19 protein-coding genes, 4 tRNA genes and 2 riboswitches are annotated in these 22,759 nt (G+C 40.7%); of the genes, 5 read left to right on the top strand and 18 right to left on the bottom strand.

Going from position 1 to position 22,759, the window contains the following annotated elements; genetic code table 11:
• Nucleotides 1-71: 71 nt before the first annotated feature.
• From panB to Ga0466249_RS21355, 4 genes are all read right to left on the bottom strand, one after another.
• Complete coding sequence (gene panB / locus Ga0466249_RS21370; protein WP_215831520.1) at nt 72-905, bottom strand: 3-methyl-2-oxobutanoate hydroxymethyltransferase; 834 nt, start codon at nt 903-905, stop codon at nt 72-74.
• The gene (locus Ga0466249_RS21365; protein ID WP_215831519.1) at nt 898-1,791 is read right to left on the bottom strand and encodes a Rossmann-like and DUF2520 domain-containing protein; all 894 of its coding nucleotides are present in this window, start codon (nt 1,789-1,791) and stop codon (nt 898-900) included. The genes panB and Ga0466249_RS21365 overlap by 8 nt, the downstream gene beginning before the upstream one ends.
• A 759-nt stretch (nt 1,792-2,550) precedes the next feature.
• A complete protein-coding gene (locus tag Ga0466249_RS21360; protein WP_215831518.1) occupies nt 2,551-2,757 on the bottom strand; it encodes a 2Fe-2S iron-sulfur cluster-binding protein in 207 nt (68 codons plus the stop codon).
• 36 nt (nt 2,758-2,793) lie between these two features.
• Nucleotides 2,794-3,102, bottom strand: coding sequence for a DUF2325 domain-containing protein (locus Ga0466249_RS21355; RefSeq protein WP_376769317.1), 309 nt, complete (start codon nt 3,100-3,102; stop codon nt 2,794-2,796).
• 421 nt (nt 3,103-3,523) lie between these two features.
• On the opposite strand from Ga0466249_RS21355, the gene Ga0466249_RS21350 reads away from it, so the two are divergent.
• The 3 genes from Ga0466249_RS21350 (at nt 3,524) to Ga0466249_RS21340 (ending at nt 8,876) form a co-directional block, all read left to right on the top strand.
• A complete protein-coding gene (locus tag Ga0466249_RS21350) occupies nt 3,524-4,138 on the top strand; it encodes a TetR/AcrR family transcriptional regulator (RefSeq protein WP_215831517.1) in 615 nt (204 codons plus the stop codon).
• 560 nt (nt 4,139-4,698) lie between these two features.
• A complete protein-coding gene (locus Ga0466249_RS21345; protein WP_215831516.1) occupies nt 4,699-5,820 on the top strand; it encodes an efflux RND transporter periplasmic adaptor subunit in 1,122 nt (373 codons plus the stop codon).
• Entirely contained in the window at nt 5,817-8,876 is a 3,060-nt protein-coding gene (locus Ga0466249_RS21340) for an efflux RND transporter permease subunit (protein WP_215831515.1), read from the top strand. The genes Ga0466249_RS21345 and Ga0466249_RS21340 overlap by 4 nt, the downstream gene beginning before the upstream one ends.
• Here the strand turns inward: Ga0466249_RS21340 and Ga0466249_RS21335 are convergent.
• The 9 genes from Ga0466249_RS21335 to Ga0466249_RS21295 all read right to left on the bottom strand — a co-directional run bounded on the left by Ga0466249_RS21335 (nt 8,833) and on the right by Ga0466249_RS21295 (nt 17,656).
• On the bottom strand, nt 8,833-9,195 hold the full coding sequence (locus tag Ga0466249_RS21335) for a class I SAM-dependent methyltransferase (protein WP_215831514.1): 363 nt from the start codon (nt 9,193-9,195) through the stop codon (nt 8,833-8,835). The two genes, Ga0466249_RS21340 and Ga0466249_RS21335, sit on opposite strands and share 44 nt — an antisense overlap.
• 119 nt (nt 9,196-9,314) lie before the next feature.
• On the bottom strand, nt 9,315-10,007 hold the full coding sequence (locus Ga0466249_RS21330) for a Crp/Fnr family transcriptional regulator (protein WP_246588945.1): 693 nt from the start codon (nt 10,005-10,007) through the stop codon (nt 9,315-9,317).
• Between the two features lie 149 nt (nt 10,008-10,156).
• Nucleotides 10,157-11,539, bottom strand: coding sequence for an amino acid permease (locus Ga0466249_RS21325; RefSeq protein ID WP_215831513.1), 1,383 nt, complete (start codon nt 11,537-11,539; stop codon nt 10,157-10,159).
• Between the two features lie 72 nt (nt 11,540-11,611).
• Nucleotides 11,612-11,704: riboswitch (glycine riboswitch) on the bottom strand.
• Nucleotides 11,705-11,780: riboswitch (glycine riboswitch) on the bottom strand. It lies immediately after the preceding riboswitch.
• Between the two features lie 271 nt (nt 11,781-12,051).
• Nucleotides 12,052-13,767 (bottom strand): methyl-accepting chemotaxis protein, encoded by a 1,716-nt coding sequence (locus tag Ga0466249_RS21320; RefSeq protein WP_215831512.1) that lies wholly within the window; start codon nt 13,765-13,767, stop codon nt 12,052-12,054.
• A 213-nt stretch (nt 13,768-13,980) separates the two neighbouring features.
• Nucleotides 13,981-14,055 (bottom strand) — tRNA-Arg (locus Ga0466249_RS21315).
• Between the two features lie 51 nt (nt 14,056-14,106).
• Entirely contained in the window at nt 14,107-14,496 is a 390-nt protein-coding gene (locus Ga0466249_RS21310) for a zinc ribbon domain-containing protein (protein WP_215831511.1), read from the bottom strand.
• A gap of 90 nt (nt 14,497-14,586) precedes the next feature.
• Nucleotides 14,587-15,924 (bottom strand): MFS transporter, encoded by a 1,338-nt coding sequence (locus Ga0466249_RS21305; RefSeq protein WP_215831510.1) that lies wholly within the window; start codon nt 15,922-15,924, stop codon nt 14,587-14,589.
• A 183-nt stretch (nt 15,925-16,107) separates the two neighbouring features.
• Nucleotides 16,108-16,620: a transcription repressor NadR gene (locus Ga0466249_RS21300; protein ID WP_215831509.1), complete on the bottom strand. Its 513-nt coding sequence runs from the start codon at nt 16,618-16,620 to the stop codon at nt 16,108-16,110.
• Between the two features lie 25 nt (nt 16,621-16,645).
• Nucleotides 16,646-17,656: a potassium channel family protein gene (locus Ga0466249_RS21295; RefSeq protein ID WP_312889816.1), complete on the bottom strand. Its 1,011-nt coding sequence runs from the start codon at nt 17,654-17,656 to the stop codon at nt 16,646-16,648.
• Nucleotides 17,657-17,805: 149 nt separating this feature from the next.
• On the opposite strand from Ga0466249_RS21295, the gene Ga0466249_RS21290 reads away from it, so the two are divergent.
• Nucleotides 17,806-18,450 (top strand): lactate utilization protein, encoded by a 645-nt coding sequence (locus Ga0466249_RS21290; protein ID WP_215831508.1) that lies wholly within the window; start codon nt 17,806-17,808, stop codon nt 18,448-18,450.
• Nucleotides 18,451-18,503: 53 nt separating this feature from the next.
• Here the strand turns inward: Ga0466249_RS21290 and Ga0466249_RS21285 are convergent.
• The 3 genes from Ga0466249_RS21285 to Ga0466249_RS21275 form a co-directional block, all read right to left on the bottom strand.
• Nucleotides 18,504-18,579, bottom strand: a tRNA-Val gene (locus Ga0466249_RS21285).
• A gap of 5 nt (nt 18,580-18,584) precedes the next feature.
• A tRNA-Glu gene (locus tag Ga0466249_RS21280) sits at nt 18,585-18,659 on the bottom strand.
• A 7-nt stretch (nt 18,660-18,666) separates the two neighbouring features.
• A tRNA-Asn gene (locus Ga0466249_RS21275) sits at nt 18,667-18,742 on the bottom strand.
• Between the two features lie 269 nt (nt 18,743-19,011).
• On the opposite strand from Ga0466249_RS21275, the gene Ga0466249_RS21270 reads away from it, so the two are divergent.
• Nucleotides 19,012-20,127 carry an aminopeptidase gene (locus tag Ga0466249_RS21270; protein WP_215831507.1) on the top strand — a complete coding sequence of 372 codons (1,116 nt, stop codon included), beginning with the start codon at nt 19,012-19,014 and terminating at the stop codon, nt 20,125-20,127.
• A 74-nt stretch (nt 20,128-20,201) separates the two neighbouring features.
• Here the strand turns inward: Ga0466249_RS21270 and speE are convergent, their stop codons facing one another.
• Together speE and Ga0466249_RS21260 are read right to left on the bottom strand one after the other, a co-directional pair.
• Nucleotides 20,202-21,035: a polyamine aminopropyltransferase gene (speE, locus tag Ga0466249_RS21265; RefSeq protein ID WP_215831506.1), complete on the bottom strand. Its 834-nt coding sequence runs from the start codon at nt 21,033-21,035 to the stop codon at nt 20,202-20,204.
• Nucleotides 21,036-21,112: 77 nt separating this feature from the next.
• Nucleotides 21,113-22,516, bottom strand: coding sequence for a sensor domain-containing diguanylate cyclase (locus tag Ga0466249_RS21260; RefSeq protein ID WP_215831505.1), 1,404 nt, complete (start codon nt 22,514-22,516; stop codon nt 21,113-21,115).
• Between the last annotated feature and the right edge of the window lie 243 nt (nt 22,517-22,759).

Raw genomic sequence — 22,759 nt, 5'->3', positions numbered from 1 at the left:
AAAAAAGCTTTACAACTTTTTCATATATTGAGTCCTTTCATCGTCTATACTCCTTGCTTACCAAAATTCAATCAGTACAATTTTTCCAGAATGGTATCCGCAATTTTAAAGCTATGCTCCTCTGAAGGAAACTTTCTCTCTTTTACATCGCCTATATACTTTTGAATAACATCCATCATTTCATGATGCAAATCCGCATATTTTTTTACAAACTTCGGGGTAAAACCTGAATTCAAGCCCAATAGATCATGAATAACCAGCACTTGTCCATCACAGGCTACACCAGCGCCGATGCCGATCGTAGGAATGTGAATGGACTCACTTACCCGTCTGGCCAGTCCATCTGGAATACATTCCAACACCAGTGCAAATGCGCCTGCCGTCTCCAACGCACGGGCATCATCCAATAGTTTTTGGGCAGCTTGTTCATCCCTGGCCTGTACTTTAAAACCGCCCAGTTGGTTAACAGACTGCGGCGTTAATCCTAAGTGCCCCACCACTGGTATACCTGCTGTTACAATGACCTGCACCGTAGCCGCCATAGCTATTCCACCTTCCAGTTTTACAGCCTGTGCACCGCCTTCCTGCAGTAAGCGCCCTGCATTCTTCAAAGCTTCTTGTATAGATATTTGATAAGACATAAACGGCATATCAGCAACAACCATCGCACGCTTGGCACCACGACAGACGGCTTTCACATGATGCAGCATATCTTCCATTGTCACCGGAATGGTAGAGTCATAGCCCAAAACAACATTTCCTAATGAATCCCCCACTAAAAGCATGTCTACCCCAGCTTCATCTAAAAGTTTAGCCATAGGATAATCATATGCTGTCAACATGACTATTGTTCTGCTTTCACTTTTGTATTGACGCAAAATACTTGTTGTTATTTTGTTATTCATATCTTCCTCCATTTTTATCAGTCAGCATTTTTCTCAATATCTCAATCTGAGGTTCTTCAAGACTGTTGATTTGTTGTACAAGCCGCAAAGTATACAAGCCCATTTGTCTGTATAACTTTTCAATGTCATCATCAGTCAAATCCAATGCTTGAAGATGTGCAGCCACAGTATGGACATCGCCTCTTACAATCGGCCCTGTCAATGCTTTTTCGGCCCCTTTGTTGGCCAAATTATCCAGCGTTCCCTGTAATAACGGCAAGAGAGCCGTAGTCGCTTCCTCACCGGATAACCCGAATTTTTGAAAGAGATTAACTGCGTTATGCACCAACACTACCAAATAATTCGAAGCAATACAGGCAGCAGCATGATATAAAGCCCGCTTATCTGGTGGTACAAAAAAGCTATGTCCTCCCATATCCCGCACCATAGTTTTTGCTAGTTCAATAGCCTGCGTGTCCCCGTCTACAGCAAAATATACGCCTGACAAATAATTTTTCTTACCTTTCGTACCAGCAAATGATTGTAAGGGATGTAAAGCACCAATATGAGCGCCTTGCTCTTTGGCAGCTATCAAGACATCAGTAAATAAAGCCCCACTACTATGATACACATACTGCCCCTTACACCAGCCGTCGCTAAAGGCAATCTGCCGCACAACGTTCTCGATATATCGGTCTGATGTAGTGATAAAAACAACCTCTGCTTTTCTCACAATATCTAGCGGGTTTACCGACCACGGCACACCGAAATGTTCAGCAAGTGCCGCAGCTGAAGCCGGAGTCCTGCTCGCCACGCCCACCAACTTATAACCACACTGATACAAATTCGCTGCAAATATATTTCCTACTTTACCCGCCCCAATAATAGCAAAACTAGTTTTTCTCATCGCTCACTCCCTCCACCGCTCACATCCGTGTAACGAGACAGAAAAAAAAATAAAAAACCTTCCGGCACATGTCCGAAAGGCGTAATTCACCCTTACTACCTCCCGTCTCAGTCCTGTGGATCCAAGCGGTTTTATTAAATATGAATTTCCACTACAACCATTTACAACCAAACATTTTGTCAACGGTGTGACTCTTCGCAGATGCCACCCTAGAAATGATGTATGTAAATCAACTTGATAATACCATATTATGCAAAAAAAATGCAAGTACTTCGTTTGTGAGCCCCTTATATTTTTGCTTATCTTTCTATTTTATTAATTGCATTCTCAATGATTGTTCCTAAAACTCGATTCACTTTAGGCAACTCCAATATATTTGCCCTTTCGGTGACGACAAGGATAATTCCTTCTCCCCTAGAAATACTCTTTTTTCCTGAAAACCTCTATGATTTAACACGTCTAACTCGTGTAATGAAAATAATGGTTAAACCAAGTTTTTTATTAATATTTTTTTATAACTCTAAAATGGAATAGGTTGTTTGAGGATCAAGAACAGAAATCACTTCATCACTCAACAGTACATCAGGCTGAGTAGAAAGGATCAATTCACTTTATTCATTTTTACAAATAATGATTATGGTTGTTATAAAATGAACTAGCAACTAAACCATAGGAACGAGATAAAACAACTTCGTAGGAGGCTGTATTGGTAAAGCTCAACAATTCAATAAAGGGTTTATTCAAAATAAGTATTATGTACTAAAGGCAGCTTTTTCGCCAAGCAAGAACCCATAAAGTTTTTTGAGTCTCTTCTTCAATAATTTGAACTTTACAGTTTCCACAATTTCCATCACAAAGTGTGTCCAAAGCAATACCCGCTTGACAGGCGACATTCAAAATACGACTGCCCACAGAAACCTCCACTTGATATTGATCATCAGAAGTAATGATAGTAAATTTAGCCATGCTCTATATCTCCTCTATTAATTAGGATTCGACCAATTAAACTAACTCTGGCTGTTGTCGTTTAAAACCTGACTTGATTAACTGTCGCTCTAGCCAACTCCACGAGCGTTTGGTAAAAACAGCTGGTATGCCTTGCGCTTTTGCCGCCGCTTTAACATGTTTGGCTGTCCCATGATTCACATAGTCCGTAAGGATAACGACTAACGAGGCCGTTTGCGGAATAGCAATTTTTCGATCCAGTGTCGACCGTCCGCTCACATGAGCAATTTGAGTGGCACCGTATGTAGTTAAATTTTTTTCAATGCTCCCTAAATGATCCGCACCGATAATAATCACATTCATCATTGCTCATCCCTCCCGTTATGTTATATAAAACAAAAGAGGCTGAGCTTCAAATTGAATGCTCAGCCTCTAGGTTTCTAGTCAGCCTCTTCCGTTCATAAACTGTTCACTTGTAATAACAAAAAAAGACTAAGAACGTTTACGAGAACGTCCTTAGTCTTCAGCTATTCTGATCAACTAAGATGATAATGGTACCAATATACCACACATAGATAATTCCTGTCAATCCCATTTTTTACAGAGCTCAAATTGTCCCAAACCAAACAAAGTCATTCCTCAACCACCTGTTAGATCTTTGATGGCAGTTTTCGCATCAATATCTTCTCAATGAAAGAACCTATAAGTGCCAACAAAAATTATCCTTGACAATATTTTCTTACAGGATTTATAATTTGAATATAATTCAAATTATCGAGGTATATATATGGCTAGAACTCCGCAAGATCCCCAAATTCGAATCAATGAAATCTTAGATGCTGCCGATCAGCTATTTTTCACCAAAGGCTACCAGGCGACAACCATCAGTGACATCGCAAAAAAAATGGGTGTTGCGCAGGGAATGCTGTATTATTACTTTAAATCAAAAGAAGCCGTATTGGAAACGCTGCTTGATCGCCACGCCTCTTCCCTGATTTCGGAAATTCAAAATATCATTTGTCTCAATAACTCTCCGTCAGAAAAAATAGCTTTAACGATATCTACCACGTTACATAAGGCTAGTTATAAAGACGGATTACTGCTCAACATGCTATATGATACTCAGAACTTGCATCTTAAAGTTCAATTATTTCGTCAACTTGAATTGGCGTTCTCTCCTTGGCTGCTAAAAATTATAGAAGAAGGAATAGCCAAGCAAGATTTTTGCGTGTCTCATCCTCCGACCGCCGTAGATTATATCCTGGTTATTGTAGATTTTTTAAGTGAAGCACTCTACCAAAAAACCTCTGCCGATATTTTATCTTTTCGCTTAAAAATGGCAGAAGAGCTTATTGAAAAAGCGTTGGGTGCACAAGAAAAAACAATCCATATTCTACTATGAATCAGTTAGTTAAAAGACAATTAAAAAGAAATCCCGCCATCCAAACAAGTTTTGGTTGAGCGGTTTTTTTAGAAAAATTAATTGAATGTAATTCAATTAATTTGACATCCAGGCAACATTTAATCCAATCAAACATAACTGATTTACAAATGTAAGGGAGGCTTATTATGCACTGTTCTACAGGTTAACAGTAGTATCTGTCCGGGCATTATTATGATATAAATATATCATTTTTTCCTCTAAAATAAGTAAAATTATCCTTCAGTTGGTTCAAAGCAAATTTAAAAACTCCCGCCATCCAAACAGTATTTGGCTGAGCGGTTTTTTCAGAAAAATTAATTGAATGCAATTCAAGTATCTTGGTATCCAGGCAACATTAATCCAATTAAACCTTTAATATCCAAAACCTAACATAACTAATTTATACAAGATGTAAAAAAAGCTTACTATACCCATGTTGTCTACGACATAACTATAGCATCTGTTCCAGCGCTCTTATGCGAATACGAAAAGGCCTCTATCATTTTATCCTCAAAAAAGTAAGAATAAGGAGTACACTCATGAAACTATTACATTGGCTAACTAAACTTCCCAAGAAACAATTATATTATGTCTTAGCTGCAGCAACAGGATTATGCATTACTGTGGGCATTATCTTGAATGAGAATAACAGAACAAAAGTTACGGCTGAAGATGTTGTTACTGTGCGTACTGCTACTATTAGTGCTACAGACGGTCCACGAGGATACACCTATGCCGGTGAAGTGCGCGGCCGATATGAAAGCCAACTAGCGTTTCAAGTCAATGGAAGGATCATAAAGCGAAATGTGGAACTGGGCACTAAAGTCCATACAGGTGATGTATTAATGCAAATTGATGCCAAAGACATTCAGCAAACGGTAAACAGTAGCTCAGCCCAAGTAGCGTCTGCCGAATCGCAGCTAAAGCTGGCAGAAAGCAATCTTAATCGCTACAGGCAGCTATTAGACCAGGGAGCCATTAGTCAGTCTCAGTATGACCAATATGCCAATGCTTATCATGTAGCGGTTGCCGGGGTACAACAGGCCTCCTCCCAATACGCACAAAGCGCCAATCAACTGGATTATAGTCTCCTGCGAGCCGATAAACCGGGTGTCGTATCTAACATCACCGCCGAAACAGGTCAAGTAGTTAGTGCCGGTCAAACGGTTGTTACCGTAGTTCAGTATGGCGAGCGGGAGGTGGAGATCAGTGTTCCTGAAAATCGAATAGAAGAACTGCGTAACGCTGGAAAAATTAAAGCAACCTTTTGGGCACTTCCCACTGTAACGGTTGACGGCAAAATAAGAGAAATTGCACCGATGGCCGATCCAATGACCCGCACCTTTAAAGTACGCATTAGTCTAATCAATCCGCCGCCGGAAATAAAACTCGGTATGACAGCTGCCATTCAGGTAGCTGATCGCTATACGCAGCCGACGGTAAATATTCCGCTGACTGCCGTTTATCAAGATGGAAATACACCGGCTGTTTGGGTAGTAAAGGACAATGTGATTACCTTGCAGCCCATTACAACAGGTAAATTCGGCAACGGAACGATTGAGGTGCTTAGCGGCCTCCAACAGGGTGACTGTATTGTAACTGCCGGCGTTCATAGACTCACTGAAGGTCAAAAAGTGAAATCAGGCGGTGATGTCCTTTGAAAAAATTCAACCTAGCTGAATGGGCCTTGCATCATAAACAATTTGTTTATTTTTTCATAGCGCTCTTTTTTATAACCGGCTTATTCTCTTATAGCCATTTAGGGCGTATGGAAGATCCTGATTTCACCATTAAACAAATGGTAGTCAGCGTAACCTGGCCGGGAGCCACTGCACGTCAAATGGAAGAACAAGTCACAGACAAAGTGGAAAAAGCCTTGCAAGACTTGCCTGGACTGGATTACTTGCAAAGCTATTCCACTCCGGGACAAACTATTATTTACGTCAACTTAAAAGATACAGTCCCTAAAAAAGACATTCGCGCCAAATGGCTGGAAGTCCGCAACATGGTTCATGATATGGCGGCCACTTTGCCTGCCGGAGTTCAAACACCGCAGTTTAACGACCGTTTTGATGATGTATACGGAATTGTTTATGCTCTTACCAGTGACGGCTATACCTATGAAGAAATGCGGGAAAAGGCGGAAAAAATTCGCCGCATCCTCCATGATGTGCCTAGTGTAAAAAAAGTTCAACTGTTAGGTACACAAACAGAAAACATTTATATCGAAATTGAAAATAATAAAATGGCCCAGTTAGAAATTGACCCGGCGCTAATTACTAGCACCATTCAGGCACAAAATGCTATGGCTGCTGCCGGAATGCTTGAAACAGAAACAGATAATGTGTATTTACGCATAACGGGTATGTTTGAACAACTAAAGGACATCCGAACTATCCCTATTACGTCCAACGGACGTACCTTCCGCTTGGGAGATATCGCCAAAATCACCCGCTCTTATGCCGAACCAACCGATCCTAAATTTTTCTATAATGGTCAACCTGCAATAGGCATTACCGTAGCCATGGAGCCTGGGGAAAACATTCTCACTCTGGGAAACAATCTAGAAAAAACCATAACAAAAATTAAAACGGAACTCCCGGCGGGCCTTGAAATTCATCAGACCGTGAATCAACCTAAAATCGTCGAAGACTCCATTGGCGAATTTGTCAAATCGCTTGCCGAAGCCATTATCATTATTTTTATTGTTAGTTTTGCCAGTCTTGGCCTGCGTTCGGGTCTTGTCGTCGCACTCTGCATCCCCCTTGTCCTGGCTGTCGTGTTTACGATCATGTATTTGATGAATATTGAACTGCAACGCATATCACTGGGAGCCCTCATCATCGCGCTGGGACTGCTTGTCGATGATGCTATGATTGTCATCGAAATGATGGCGGTAAAATTGGAACAAGGCTGGGAACGGCTGAGTGCTGCTTCTTATGCTTATAAAGTCACTGCTTTTCCCATGTTAACGGGAACACTGATTACCTGCGCCGGCTTTATTCCCGTCGGATTTGCACAAGGCAGCGCTTCCGAATTTTGCGCCAGCATTTTTTCCGTTATCACTATTGCTTTGCTCACTTCCTGGATTGTCGCCGCTACAGTAACTCCACTCTGTGGATACCACCTGATCAACCCCGCCGCGTCAACAGTTGAAGACAAGAAGGAGCATCCCGTTTATGATACAAAACTTTACCGTTTATTTAAACAAATACTCATCGGGTGCCTGGCCCACCGTAAGATGGTGCTGACTACTACTTTAGTGTTATTTATCGCGTCCATTGGCTTATTGGGATTGATAAAAGAAGAATTCTTTCCGGCATCTACCCGGCCTGAACTTATCGTACAATTAAAACTGCAGGAAGGAGCTTCCCTGAAAAATACGGAAGCAGTCGCCAGCCAGGTTGCGCAAAAATTGAACGATGATGCTCTGATTGACTACTATACATACCATGTAGGGGAAGGAGCGCCTCGTTTTGTCCTCACTTTCGATCCTACTTTTAATAAAACCAATTTTGCCGAGTTTGTGATTGTTGCTAAGAATACGGACGCCCGTAACCAATTGCATAGGAAGGTCAGCAAATTGTTAAGCGAAGAGTTTCCCAGCGTACAGGTTCACACGAAAGTAATCAGTACCGGAACATCTGCCGACTATCCGGTTATGCTCCGCATAGAAGGTTATGATCATGATAAAGTTCGTGAAATCGCGAAGCAAGTCCAAACTGTCATGGCCGCTCATCCCAGCACCAAAAATGTCAACATGAACTGGAATGAGAAAAGTAAAATTATGCATTTATCTATGGATCAAGACAAAGCTCGTAACCTGGGCATTACTTCTGAAGCTTTAGCATCGACACTCCAAGCCCAGCTATCAGGAACAAGTATTACCGAATTTCGGGAAACCGACAAAACTGTTCCCTTGATGTTCCGTTTTGATGCAGAATCCAGGAATGACCCCGCCCGCATCAAGGACCTTGCTATTCCTATCGGTAATGGTAAGTATGTACCACTGGACCAAATTGCCAAAATAAGCTTTGACGCGGAAGAGGGACTCATTTACCGCCGCGATTTAAAACCAACAATCACAGTACGGGCAGAAATAAAGCCAGGCGTAACCGGAGATGATGTTACCCGCCAGGTATATGAAAACCTTCATGAGCTGCGTGCCAGCCTGCCCCCCGGTTATGAAATCCAATATGACGGTGCAACGGAAGATAGTATTAAAGGAACACAATTACTCTTAGCCCCGGTACCAGCCATGATTATCACCATTATGATTCTCTTGATGCTTCAACTGCAAAATATCCCCAAAATGTTATTAACATTATTAACGGCACCGCTGGGGATCATTGGCGTTGCCATCGGCCTCTTTGCAACGGGTAAACCTATGGGTTTTGTGGTGCAGCTCGGTATATTAGCCCTATCCGGGATTATTATGCGCAACTCAGTTATTTTAATGGATCAAATTGACCAACATCTCGCTGCCGGTGAAAACTTGTGGGATTCCATCATCAACGCTACGCTAACTCGCTTACGCCCCATTTTGTTGACGGCCGCAGCTGCTATTTTAGCGATGATCCCCTTAGTTTCCAACATATTTTGGGGACCAATGGCTGTCGCCATTGGGGCCGGCTTATTTGTCGCTACCGTATTGACGCTGCTGGTTCTGCCAGTCATGTATGCCACCTGGTATAAAGCTGACCGTTCGCGGAGATAACAGCACTTGCCAAATCAAGTGAGACAACCCGACCGCCTGGTTTCGTTACACGTGCCATTTCGGAAATTACCTGCTGATAATTCGACATATTCCGCAAACCAAATCCGATTGTTACAGCGTTAAATGTATTGCTAGCAAAAGGCAGTTTCAGTGCATTTCCCTGTACTAATTCTATCATCGATCCATAAGGCGTTTTATCAATATTCTCCTTAGCCTTTTCCAACATACTGGCAGAGACCCCGCCTGTCGTAATCCAGTTTTCGTACCAGCCATTTATCATTGGGATCTTTTTTCTGATGCAGAAAAAATTTCTTCTCAATATCACCTCCATATCTATAGCAATAAAAAGGCTGGCTACAACCTTGTGCAAAATTTAACAATTGCATTATAAAATAAGTACATTATAGAATAAGCAAAAAAAAACTGCCGTAATAGAAATCACGGCAGTTTAAAATATTTTGATAATTTATCACGATCCGTTATAATAAATTGGCCATCCTGTACTCGAATTAATCCTCGTCTGACCAAATCTTTTAACTGTCGTGAAACGGTCTCGCGTTTAGATCCCAACATATCTGCCAGATAGGTAATACTTAAATTCAAGTTAATTTTAGTTTCAGCTTCACAAGGAATTCCATAGTCGTTGGATAGCTTCCACAGCTTAGCAGCAATGCGCTTATCTCCCCGCACCGAATTAGAGGTATTTTTTAGTTGCCGATACAGTCGTCTTACTTTTATGGAAAGCGAATCTAAAACAAATTTAGTAAGTGCAAAATCATTTTCCATGACACGCAGAAAGTCTGATCTATCAAAACAGAGGATTTGTGCGTCATCAAATGCTTCACAGTTGATTGAAGCAGAGTGGCCTTGCAAAATCACCTCATTAATAAGCTGTCCTTTATCTAAAATAAAAATGACTTTTTTCTCTCCTTGAGAATTGACTTTATAGAGTGAAACAAGGCCGTTTCCAACAATATAAAGCATCTCCACTTGCTCTTTATCAAAAAATAAATGTTCTCCTTTGGATAGATAACACATCGTTCCACAGGACGACAAAGCCGCAATAGAATCGGGGGTTAATTGCCGGAATACTTCAATAAGTGCTAATGCTTCACTTATGCTCCTATTCATAAATTATCACCAGCTTCTCTATTAACTTTATTTCCCTAGCAATCAGTTGTACGCCTGGATTACCACCCATTCAGGGCAAATTCAAAAAGGGGTATTTGTCCCTTACTAGACAAATAGCCGTTTCCTATATCTTTGAAAAAATTGTTGGTTTATACTATGCTGCTTGCGGTATCTTCTTCATCCTTCATTTTTGATTTAAATATCTTGTAAATCACCCCAAGCATGATAAACCATATCGGTGTTACAAATAAGGCTACACGAGTTTCCTTATTAAGGGCCAAAGTAACTAAAACAAACGCAAAAAATGCCAAAATAATATAGTTAATGATTGGGTACAGCGGCATTTTAAATTTGTTCCTGGCAGCAAGTTCAGGATTTATTTTGCGATATTTTAAATGGCAGATCGTGATAATTGCCCAAATGAAGATAAAGCAGAATGTTGAAATACTCGTAATGAGAACAAATACCCCTTCCGGCATAATATATTGCAGGATAACCGCAATCAAGACGACAATTGCCGAGAACACGGTAGCATTAAAAGGTACTTGACTGGATGTTAACTTTTTCATTGACTCAGGTGCATTATTTTCTTTAGCAAGCGAATAAACCATACGGCTTGTACTGAAAATACCGCTGTTGCAAGCAGATGCAGCGGATGTCAGTACAACAAAATTTACAATCGTTGCTGCTGCTGCAATTCCCACTGCAGCAAATACCTGTACAAATGGGCTTTTAGCCGGACTAATTGAAGTCCACGGATATATGCTCATAATAATAAGAAGTGCTCCGATATAGAAAAGAATAATCCGAATTGGAATATTGTTGATCGCCTTTGGGATAACCTGTTCCGGATTTTTCGTTTCACCGGCTGTTAAGCCAACTAATTCGATTCCGGTAAAAGCAAATACGACCATTTGGAAGGAAAGAATGAAACCGCTTATCCCATTGGGAAACCAGCCGCCATTACTCCAAAGGTTGGCAAAACTGGATGCACCGGCATCGGTAGAAAATCCTTTAATAATCATATATGTACCAATTATAATCAGTGCTAAAATTGCAACAACTTTAATCAAAGCAAACCAGAATTCCATTTCACCAAATACCTTTACTGCAGTAAGATTCATAATCAGTAAAATTACAAGAATCATAAGACTCGGAACCCACTGAGCTATATTGGGGAGCCAGTATTGTATATAAAGTCCGGCGGCAGTTACGTCCGCCATGGCAAGTGAAATCCAACAAAACCAGTAGGTCCATCCAGTAATAAATGCTACTCCATTGCCTAGATAGTCACGTACAAAGTCGACAAAAGAATGATATTTCAAATTAGAAAGCAATAATTCCCCGAGAGCACGCATAACAAAAAAACAAATCGCCCCTGTTATCATATATGCAAATAAAATAGATGGACCTGCCAAGTGAATAGACCTGCCAGAACCTAAAAATAATCCTGTACCAATTGCACCGCCAATCGCAAGTAATTGAACATGACGATTTTTTAGTCCTCTCGATAAATTTTGATTTTCCGCCATACATAAACCACCTTTCGCCTCAAAAAAATACAAAAAGAGACCAAATTATAAATCTGGCCTCAAAAAAAGCAGCTAACTAGCTCTGTCCTTTTACCTGAGAGAGTCACTGATTAAAAATAATCAGCTTGCTCCTTCGGTGCTCTCCATTGAGTCTCTCCAGAGTTTCGTCCAATAATGGTCCTTTTGCCTGAAAGCATAACATCTTCGGCGGATTATAAAATCTCTCTCCCATTATCTTCATCCGAGATTTGATATCAAATTATCAATGCATTTATATATTTTATCATTTATTCTTATAAATGTCAATCTAAAAGGAACATCTGTGTGTTTTATATACACATTTAGATCCGAACAAAATAATTCTCATCAACAGGTCTTCCGGAACCATTTTGTTTCCGACTTCCTATCCATATGTAGTCGCTGAATATGCGGGTTACTATATGAAAAAGGCACCTGCCACCTATTTACATGCATAGGCTAACAGGTGCTTTCTTATTTGTCCCAAACTTTAACTAAACTCGAAAATGGCTAACAGCTTCCTGGAGATCCTCAGCCAACTTGGCAAGACTCTGACTGGATGAGGCGATTTCCTCCATAGATGCCGATTGTTCCTCTGTTGCCGCCGACACAGTTTGTGTTTTTCCAACGGCTGCTTTACTGTGACCGTCAATTTCCTTCACCGATGCTACAATCTGCTGACTGCCACTAGCCATCTGCTGAATAGCAGCGGAAATTTCCTTCACTTGTTCGGATACTTGCGTTACCAGTGTCGCAATTTCCCCAAACGCATGACCAGCCGTAGTAACAACCTCTGTTCCTACTTTAACCTCACGAGTACCTTCGCTCATGGCAACAACAGCTTTATCTGTATCCCCTTGAATCTCGCTGATTAGTGCAGCTATATGCTTTGCTGCGTCCTGTGATTGTTCCGCAAGCTTACGGACCTCTTCAGCGACAACAGCAAACCCTTTGCCTTGTTCTCCAGCTCTGGCAGCCTCAATTGCGGCGTTAAGCGCCAGTAGGTTTGTCTGACCAGCAATACCGGAGATTGTGTCGACAATTTGCCCGATTTCTTTTGACCGTTCACCCAATTTAGCTACAACTTGTGCGGAATTATTTACAGTTTGCTCAATATGAGCCATTTGATTAACAGCCTTATCCACCGACTTATCACCATCGGTTGCCTTTTCAGCGGCTTGAGATGAATTACTGGCTACTTGATTGGCGCTAGCAGCTACTTGCTGGATACCAGCTGACATCTGCTCTACCACAGAAGATGTTTCGTTTACGGCATTTAATTGTTTTTCTGCACCTTGTGCCACATCGCTAATAGAACCTGCAACCTGATTAGCAGCTTGAGCTGACTGTTCAGCGCTGGCAGTCAGCTCTTCCGAAGAAGCCGCCACTGTTTCAGCTGATTCATTGACCTGTTTCAAAACTGTACAGAGTCTACCTCGCATACTTTGCAAAGCATCTGCTAATTGACCAATTTCATCTTTTCTAACCAATTTTCGTGGTTTATCACGAAAATCTCCGTCTGCGAGTTTCTTGCAAATTAATACCATTGTATTGAGCGGCTTGGTTATCATTTTGGTAATATAAAAACCACTTAAAAGTAACATTACGAAGGATATAAAAATATCACCAAAGGTAATCTGTTCAGCTTTTTCAAATGATGCCTTGTTATCGGCATCGACTTGTTTTGACAATTCAATGGAATACTTCGAGAGATCAATGCATCGATTAAGAGCTTCCGAGGCTAATGAATCGACCGTAGCCGTATATAATGCATAAGCTTCTGCATTTTTATTTTGCATTGCTAACTCAATAACCTTATTTCTTGCTTCACGATATTTTTGCATAGACATCTTAAATCCGGCCAATTTTTCCTTAGCTGTAGAATCTAAATTAGACTTATCAAGCTCGGCTAGATTATCATTAAAGTTTTTTACCCGCTCATCAATAACTCTTTTCAATTCTTGCTTTTTTTGGTTATCCGTTGTGAGCATCATTTCCATTATTTCTTGATTTACCTTATTAACATGAGCATAGTTTTCGTTAATAAGCGCAATTGGCACTAATTGATCTGCATACATTGTGTTCATACTGACGTTTGATTGTTGAAGATAATAATAACCAGTATACGCGATACTACTCATAGATAGCAATGCGATAAGAATTAGGATGCCCAATTTAGAACTTACTTTCATGTCATCAAAGAATCTCATTAAATCTCCCCCCAGTCTTAAAACATATAACTATGTCAAATTTCGACATGAAGGACCATTGTCCTCTGCCAAAATATGTAATATTAATAAATATATTTTCTCTCCATCGTCACATTATCTAAAATAAATTTTTGTAGCCACCCAGGCATCAAAAAAACCCCTGCATCACCTGCAGTATAACGCAGGAAATACAAAGGTTTATAAGCCTTCTAGTGGTGCGCCCGGCAGGATTCGAACCTGCGCTCACGGCTCCGGAGGCCGATGCTCTATCCCCTGAGCTACGGGCGCTCAATTGACACAGATAGTATTATACCATAACTATCTGTATCTGTCTAATTTTTATTTGGCATCAAGCGGCTCATGGCAATAGGGACAATTCCGCCAATAACGATCCACGTCCCGACCACAATGAGCACATTTCGGACGAAGTGTATGCCCGCAATAAGGACAAACCTTAAATTGGGCTTTCACTTCTTTACCACACATGGTACAAGTAAAAGGCTCTTCAAGAACGGTTGCATCCACATCAATCGTATTGTCATCAGGATTTTGTAAATCCTTTTTTTTACGGCCAAAAATAAAGTAAAGCGGCACAAACAAAAACCACAGGGAAGTTAATGAGCCTAACATCCAAACAGCAACACTGCCCAAACTACTGCCACGCGATTTTGCATCTCGATAAATCCAATAGGCAAACAAAAGACCAATCAAAAATGAAATGTGAATCATATCTGTCACTCCTTAACGAGCTAACGACCCTGTTTTCTACATTTCATTATACCATTAGACAAAATAGCTAAGCAAACATAAAAACAAATTTTACATATGCTCTGCCAAAACCTGTTTTTTCGTTTCCTGCCCCAAAAGAAGAACGATAAGTCCTATAACAGCTAAAACAATCATAAACATCGTAAATATCCAACCTATACCTGTTTGCGGCAACAACCAACCCACAACTGCCGGAGCAAAAATCCCACCAATACGACCAATACCAGCCGCCCAACCTGTGCCAACTGCCCTGACTGTCGTCGGATAAAGTTCCGGCGTATAAGTATAAATGACACCCCAGGCACCTAAATTGAAAAATGACATAGCACAACCCCAGCCTATCACGGTTACTGCTGTACTGCTATGACCAAATCCATACGCCGCTACGGCACTACATAACAAAAAGGTGGCGAGTGTATTTTTACGACCCCAGCGATCTACCAGCACTGCCGCAGCAAAATAGCCCGGTAGCTGAGCTAAAGTAATCATCAAAACATATTCAAATGTTTTTACAATAGCCAAGCCCTGTCCAACCATGAGCGATGGCAACCACGTAAAAATGCCGTAATAAGAATAAACCAGACCAAACCATAATATCCACAATAAAGCCGTTCTTTTCGCCAGTTTAGGCTGAAATAACAAACTGAACGACGAAGCCTGTGAAGTAAGTGATGCCGCCGCGCTGCAATCTCCATTCATCGCAGCTTCTTGATATTTTGGCGGCTTTTTTCCGCCAAGTCTTTCAATACGACTTACAATATTATGAGCTTCCTCATAGCGGCCTTTTTGCAACAAATAACGTACAGATTCGGGTACAGAGCGCCAGATCCAAAAAACATAAAAAGCAGGCAGAGCTCCCAAAAAAAAGACAGCAGACCAACCGAAAGCCGGAATCACCAAGTAAGCAATAAGCGCGGCAATAAACCAGCCTACAGCCCAAAAACTTTCCAGCAGTACAATAAACCGTCCCCGCTTGGCTGCCGGAGAAAATTCACTCATGAGTGTCACAGCTACAGGCAATTGACCACCCAAACCAAAACCAACAAAGAACCGAAAAATCATGAGGGACTCATAGTTCCAGGCTAGACCACATAAACCTGTTGCAATACCATAGGTCACGAGTGTGGCAGCAAAAACTTTACGCCTCCCCCATCTTTCAGCAGCGGACCCAGCTAATACAGCCCCAAGCGCCATCCCGACTAACCCAATGCTGCCAATATAGCCAACAGACTGAGCTGAAAGACCCCACTCTTTTGCAAGAGATGGCAAAACAAAAGCAACCAGTCCTGTATCTGCAGCATCAAACATCCACCCCAAACCAATAATGAATAGTAAGCGATAATGAAAGGAATTTACTGGAACTGACTCCAGCCGAGTAAGAATATTCATATTTCCTCCTATTTCAAACTGTCTTGTCACGTGTAAATACATTATAGCAAATAAATAATCAGCAGACAATATTAAAAGCAGTCCCTTAATTATGGGCTGCTTAGTATACTAACTACATATATGCCGTTAAGTGATAAGTATGTCCGAAAAAACATTATCTTACTTTCATGATTGCATTTCCACTCATTTTGCTAACAAGCTGCAATCATGCAGCTTGTTTTTTATACGTTGAAGCTGTTCTTCTGAACGAACAAGCAAGGTATGAAGATGAACACCACCTGTAATAAGCGAAAGGGGCTCAGCACGAGTCGTGGCTAGTTTATCGACAAAACTACGAACATCAAATAGATTGGTTAACATCAAATTGGCTTTAATCTCACCATACACAGGATGTTCAACAATAACATCCAAAATTTGGGCTCCTTCTTCAATCATAACGACAAGTTCTTTTTCGAGATCTTCGGCGTTATGTTTACAAGCAATCTTGACTTCCAATGACTGATCAGCAACAGACGGAATGAGATATCCCTGCGGCGTGGCATAAATATCTGAGCCAAGAGCCCGTAAAATAGCAATATCATTGACTATAACTTGACGGCTCACAGCAAATTCCCGTGCTAAAACAGCACCAGTCAGCGGCATTTTATTACTGCATAATTTTTCAAGTAGGGCCTTGCGCCTATTTTCCGTATTCAAAACAAGTCCTCCTTTGCCGTATCCATTATACATCTAAAGCCAAAGCATGCAATTCATTGAGTAAGTTTCGTTCACCAATAACAATTAATATATCACCCGGTTGGATGACTTCCTTATGTTCTGGCGTCGTAAGTAATTGTTCACCCCGCTTAATTGCCACAACAATGGTACGAAACCGTTCCCTAATGGAATTCTCCGCCAAAGATTTACCAATAAATGATGAATTCTCTCCGATTGTAATTTGATGAATATCTAGATTTAGTTCCTGATTATAAAAAACATTTTCCATTAAGTGCGAAATATCCGGTTTAATCATGGCTGTAACCAATTGACGCCCCCCCATAACAGAAGGAAAAATAACGGTATCAGCTCCAGCACGTTTCAATTTTTCTTCGGCCTCTGAACGATCAGCCCGAGCCACAACTGTAATAGCTGGATTTAGACTTTTTGCCGTTAACGTAACATAAACATTTTCAGAATCATGAGGCAAAGCAGCAATAACTCCCCGTGCCCGAAGCACACCAGCAGCAATAAGCACCTCATCTAATGTAGCATCACCATGAACAGCAAGAATTTTCTTATCAACCAATTGTTCATAGTTTGTGGCATTAATATCAATCACAACAAAAGATTCCTCTTCTAGCTCCAACTGCTCGATCGTACTACTTCCTACCTTGCCAGACCCACAAACAATAATATGATTTTTTAAACTAGCGATTTTCCGATTCATACCCTTCCTCCCAAACAAATCTTTTAATTGGCCTTCAATAGACATAGTAATAACAAGTGAAAATGTGTAATAAGCCATACCAACGCCTGTCATAATAAGGCCAATGTCAAATATACGCCCCCATACTGTCTTTGGCACAACATCACCATAACCAACAGTCGAAACGGTAGCGGCCGTCAAATAAACTGCGTCAATGAACGACATATTTTCAATTCCCATAAAACCTAACACACCAATGATTTGAATGGATACAAATAAAATAATAGCGATCTTTAGGCGTGTCAGACTAGGCTGCTCCCATGTCACATGCAATTCCCCCTTGCCTATTGATTAAAAATCATTGATCCGCCGCTTTTGTTTTCTTGTTAAAGAGGAAAATACTTTTCTGCAACGAAAATCAATAAAGAAGAGTTTATTTTTTTATTATACAACAACTAGGGAGGGTTAACAAAATAATGAATGACGAAAATCGTCAGTGGCACACAAATACAATCGGTAAAAAAGTTGTCGATGCTTTACAAAAAAATCGATTTTCCGCAGCCTATTTTCCAACTGCAGCAGAAGCGGCGCAGGAAATTCTGAAATTAATCACCCCTACTGATACCGTAGGGTTTGGTGGTTCTGCAACAGTAAAAGAAATTGGTCTCTTAGACGAATTAACCAAACGCGGCAACACACTATTTAACCATGGCCAAAGTGGTCTTACACCAGAAGAATCATTAGATATACGACGTAAAGAACTCACGGCGGATGTCTTTCTAACAAGCACCAATGCCCTAACACTCGATGGACAGCTTGTGAATGTCGATGGCTCAGGAAATCGCGTGGCAGCCATGATTTTTGGACCAAAAAAAGTCATTGTTGTCGTCGGAATTAATAAGGTTGTCAGCGATACGCATGAAGCTTATAAGCGTATTCAATACGAAGCCGCTCCCATCAATAATAAGCGTCTCAATAGGCCCAATCCTTGCACAACAAGCGGCATCTGCATGGACTGCCAAGGCCCTTCGCGTATCTGTAATGTCACGACGATTATAAAAAAGGCTTTACCACAGACACCGACTTTCATCTTCGTCATTGGCGAAAATCTCGGTTTCTAAACAGGAATAACCAATAAAAAACAAACTACCCAAATGAGTAGTTTGTTTTTTATTGGTGGGCGATGACGGGATCGAACCGCCGACATCCTGCTTGTAAGGCAGGCGCTCTCCCAGCTGAGCTAATCGCCCATGAATGGTGACGCGTATGGGATTCGAACCCATGAAGCCGCCGTGAAAGGGCGGTGTCTTAACCGCTTGACCAACGCGCCATTTAATTGGCTCCTCGAGTAGGACTCGAACCTACGACCGATCGGTTAACAGCCGATTGCTCTACCAACTGAGCTATCGAGGAACAACATATAATATTATATCACACCGTTTATTATATTGCAAGTCTTTTTTATGGTTTTTGTTTAAACACCTTTTAGTATCCTTTACGAAAATTTTTCCATTTTCGTCAGCTAGACACGACCACTGGAATTGGCTTGCCTTGATATAATACCAAGTTTTTTCTCATTTGTAAATAGAAAAAACAGGAACTTCTCATTTTATGTTAAACTTAATTGAAAAGACCTTTCTTGGCAATACTTTTAAGGTCAACAATCACTAGGAGGAATTACAATGGATGAACGCATAAAAATGCTCGCCAAAAATCTTATTCACTATTCCACAGCACTTCAAAAGGGTGAAAAAATATTAATTGAAGTCTTTGACGACGCCATTCCTTTGGCACAGGCTCTTGTTGCCGAGGCTTATGAAGTAGGCGGACTACCCTTGGTCTCCGTCTATAACAATCGACTGCAACGAGAAATACTGCTAAAAGCCTCACCTGAGCAGATGAAGTTAAATGCCAAATTTGAAGTACAGCGCATGCAGGAAATGCAGGCCTACCTTGGCATCCGAGCCAGTTATAATGTCAGTGAACTTGCTGATGTTCCTGCGAAGCAGCTACAAAATTACCAACAACTCTGGTCTAAACCGGTTCATTCGGATATTCGCGTTCCCAACACGAAATGGTGCGTACTACGCTATCCAAATGGCGCTATGGCTCAATTAGCGAATATGAGCACAGCGGCTTTTGAAGATTTTTACTTTAACGTCTGTAACCTTGATTATGGACGCATGGCAAAAGCTATGGACCCCCTTATCAGCTTGATGAACAAAACAGACAAGGTGCATATTAAAGGTCCTGACACAGACCTAACTTTCTCTATCAAGGGTCTTCCAGCTATAAAATGCTCTGGCCTGCGAAATATTCCTGATGGTGAAGTATATACAGCACCAGTTAAAAACAGCGTAAACGGCACTTTAAGCTACAATACGCCCGCTGTTTATCAAGGGTTTACCTATACTTCTATTCAGTTAACATTTAAAGAAGGAAAAATCATCAAAGCTACAGCGAATGATACAGAAAAAATCAACCAAGTCTTAGATACGGATGAAGGCGCCCGGTTTATCGGCGAATTCGCCCTCGGTGTAAACCCTTACATTTATACGCCTATGAAAGATACGCTATTTGATGAAAAAATCAATGGCAGTTTCCACTTTACGCCTGGCAACGCCTATGATGTTGCTTTTAATGGCAATTGCTCCGCCATCCACTGGGATCTTGTCTGCATTCAGCGCCCAGACTATGGCGGAGGCGAGATCTACTTTGACGACAAACTCATTCGTAAAGATGGTTTGTTTGTACTACCCGAACTTCTTTCACTCAATCCAGAACAGTTAAAACAATAATTGACTTGGAAATGATCATAAAGAAAGGGGAAAGCTTCCTTACAAGAAGTTTTCCCCTTTCGACTAACCTTTTGTCAAGCAATAATATTTTTGATAAAATTAGGCAATATAAAACAGCTTTGCTGCACGTCCTTATTATAATAGCGATAAGGCAGATCAAGAATTTTTTCTATATTTACTGATTTGGAATCATATTTTTTCGAACCAATCGTAAAAGAATGCAGTCCACCTGGATAAAGAGGAATTTGCGCCAAATAAAGCTCAGTAATTGGAAATAGCGACTGAATATCTTTATGTAGTTTCTTAATAAGCGGTTGATGATAAAACGGTGATTCTGTCTGTTGAACAAATAAACCATCAGGTTTTAATGCCTTATAAACATTTTGGTAAAAACTATAAGTGAATAATCCTTCACCAGGACCAATGGGATCCGAACAATCAACAATGATCACATCATATTCACTTTTCGCTGCTTTCATACGCTGAATACCATCGCCAATATTGACACGTAGCTTAGGATGATTTTCAATTAACGCTGAACTGATTTCTGGTAAATATTTTTTAGAAACCTCTACTACAAGCCCATCGATTTCTACAAGTTCCACGTTTTCTACTGCGGGATGCTTCACAATTTCTCGTACTGATCCACCATCACCGCCACCAATAACAAGTACCTTACGGGGATTCGGATGAATATGCAGGGGGACATGGGCAATCATTTCGTGATAAATAAACTCATCGAAAATACTTGTTTGAAATACACCATCAAGTACTAACATCCGGCCAAATTCAAACGAATCTACCACCATGACTTCCTGAAACTCAGACTTTCCCGAAAATAAAGTACTTCGAATTCGCGCACTTAGTTGCACATCTTGCGTTTGATGCTCACTACACCATAGTTCCATAAAAGACCACCTCTTGCTTTCTATTATAAACGAAGTATCGCATAAGTTATACAATAAGATAAAAAAAGCCTTATCAGTTATGCTTCATAAATACAAAAACGTTTTCCACCTAACCGTTTGGCTTGATACATCGCTCGATCAGCATATTTAATCAGTGTCTTACCATCTTTTGCATGCTCTGGATAAAAGCTAACGCCAATACTTACGGATACTACAAAGTTATCCCCATCTAATTCAAAATTTTCCTGACATTGCTCAATGAGTCGCTGAGAAATTTCGTTGGCATCCTCTTTTCTATCTAATTCAGACAAAACAACAACAAATTCATCTCCACCTAACCGAGCTACCGTATCACCATCACGCGTATACTGAACAAGTTTATCTGCCATATCCTTCAAAAATTTATCGCCTGCTGCATGACCATGTGCATCGTTGATGGGCTTCATACCATCAAAATCAAGAAACAGTACCCCAAGAAGTTGCTTAGAGCGTTTAGCCTGCGCAATGGCTTTCTCCAGCCGATCTTCTACTAAACGACGATTCGGCAATCCTGTCAAAACATCATGATAAGCCAAATAGGCAATTTGATCTTCATGTAACTTACGATCCGTAATATCGCGAAATACGGCACATAGAACAAGCTTATCATGCCACCAAAAAGTATTTACATGAACTTCCGCCAAAAAAGCCGTTCCATCCTGGCGCTTATACCATTGTTCATCAATATGAATTTGCTTACCATTCTGGGCCGCTTCCATAATTTGCAGTACTTGTTCGGTTTCCGCTGCAAGTTCAAGAAGAATGCGTTTACTAATCTCAGCTTGACTATAGCCAAATAAATCTAAAAACTGCTGATTGACTTCAATAAATTGTAACGTCTGGACATCGGCAAAACAAATAGCATCATTGACATTGTGAAAAACTAATCGATACTTTTCTTCACTTGTCATGAGTTCCTTTTCTCGCTGAATACGTGCCTTTAATTCCTCTTGGGCATGAGCATACAATCGAGCATTATCAATAGCTACAGCTGTCAAATCAGCTAAAACACTTAAGAGTTCTAATTTCTCTGTTGAAACAGCTTGTACCTTATCATAAATGACACCAATGGTACCGATGATTTCTTTTGCCGAATAAATAGGCACAACCACAAATGTTTTTAACTGATTTAATAGCGGATCAGCAAGCGGCTGTGCATATTGGGAATAATCATCAGTAACCAAAGGCTTACCTGATTTCAAGACTTCCCGAATGACACCTTCATCTGTAGGTAGAGGATAGTAGGTGATTTTTTGGTTTTCCCCCTCGACAACAGTACAATGTACAATTTGTTTAGTACTGTCTATAAGATAGATAAAACCGGCTGATGCCAAAACAAGTTGCGCAGCTTGGCAAACAAGCGCATGAATGAGTTCGTCAAAATCCAAATGATTCATAATATTCATTGTGGTTTTATGTAAAAATCTCATTTGCTTATTCAAAATTACACTGCACACCCCTCAGCCTCTATCAGCAATTTCAATTACTACCTATCTTATTATAAATTATTATACTCACATAACGAAGTCAATGCAATAAAGACAAAAAGATGGCGGAAGATTCTCTCCCGCCATCTTGCATCATTCAGTTAACAACTAACTACATCTCTTAGAGCAAACCTTTGGCCTCAAAATATTTTAGCGCCACTTCAGGAAACAGTCCATAAGACAAAACATCTTCCATCG

Source organism: Pelorhabdus rhamnosifermentans (genome assembly GCF_018835585.1).
In the GTDB taxonomy this organism is placed as follows: Bacteria; Bacillota; Negativicutes; order UMGS1260; family UMGS1260; genus Pelorhabdus; species Pelorhabdus rhamnosifermentans.
The sequence above is the reverse complement of the archived record's forward strand: the minus strand, read 5'-3'. Positions and strand labels throughout refer to the sequence as shown.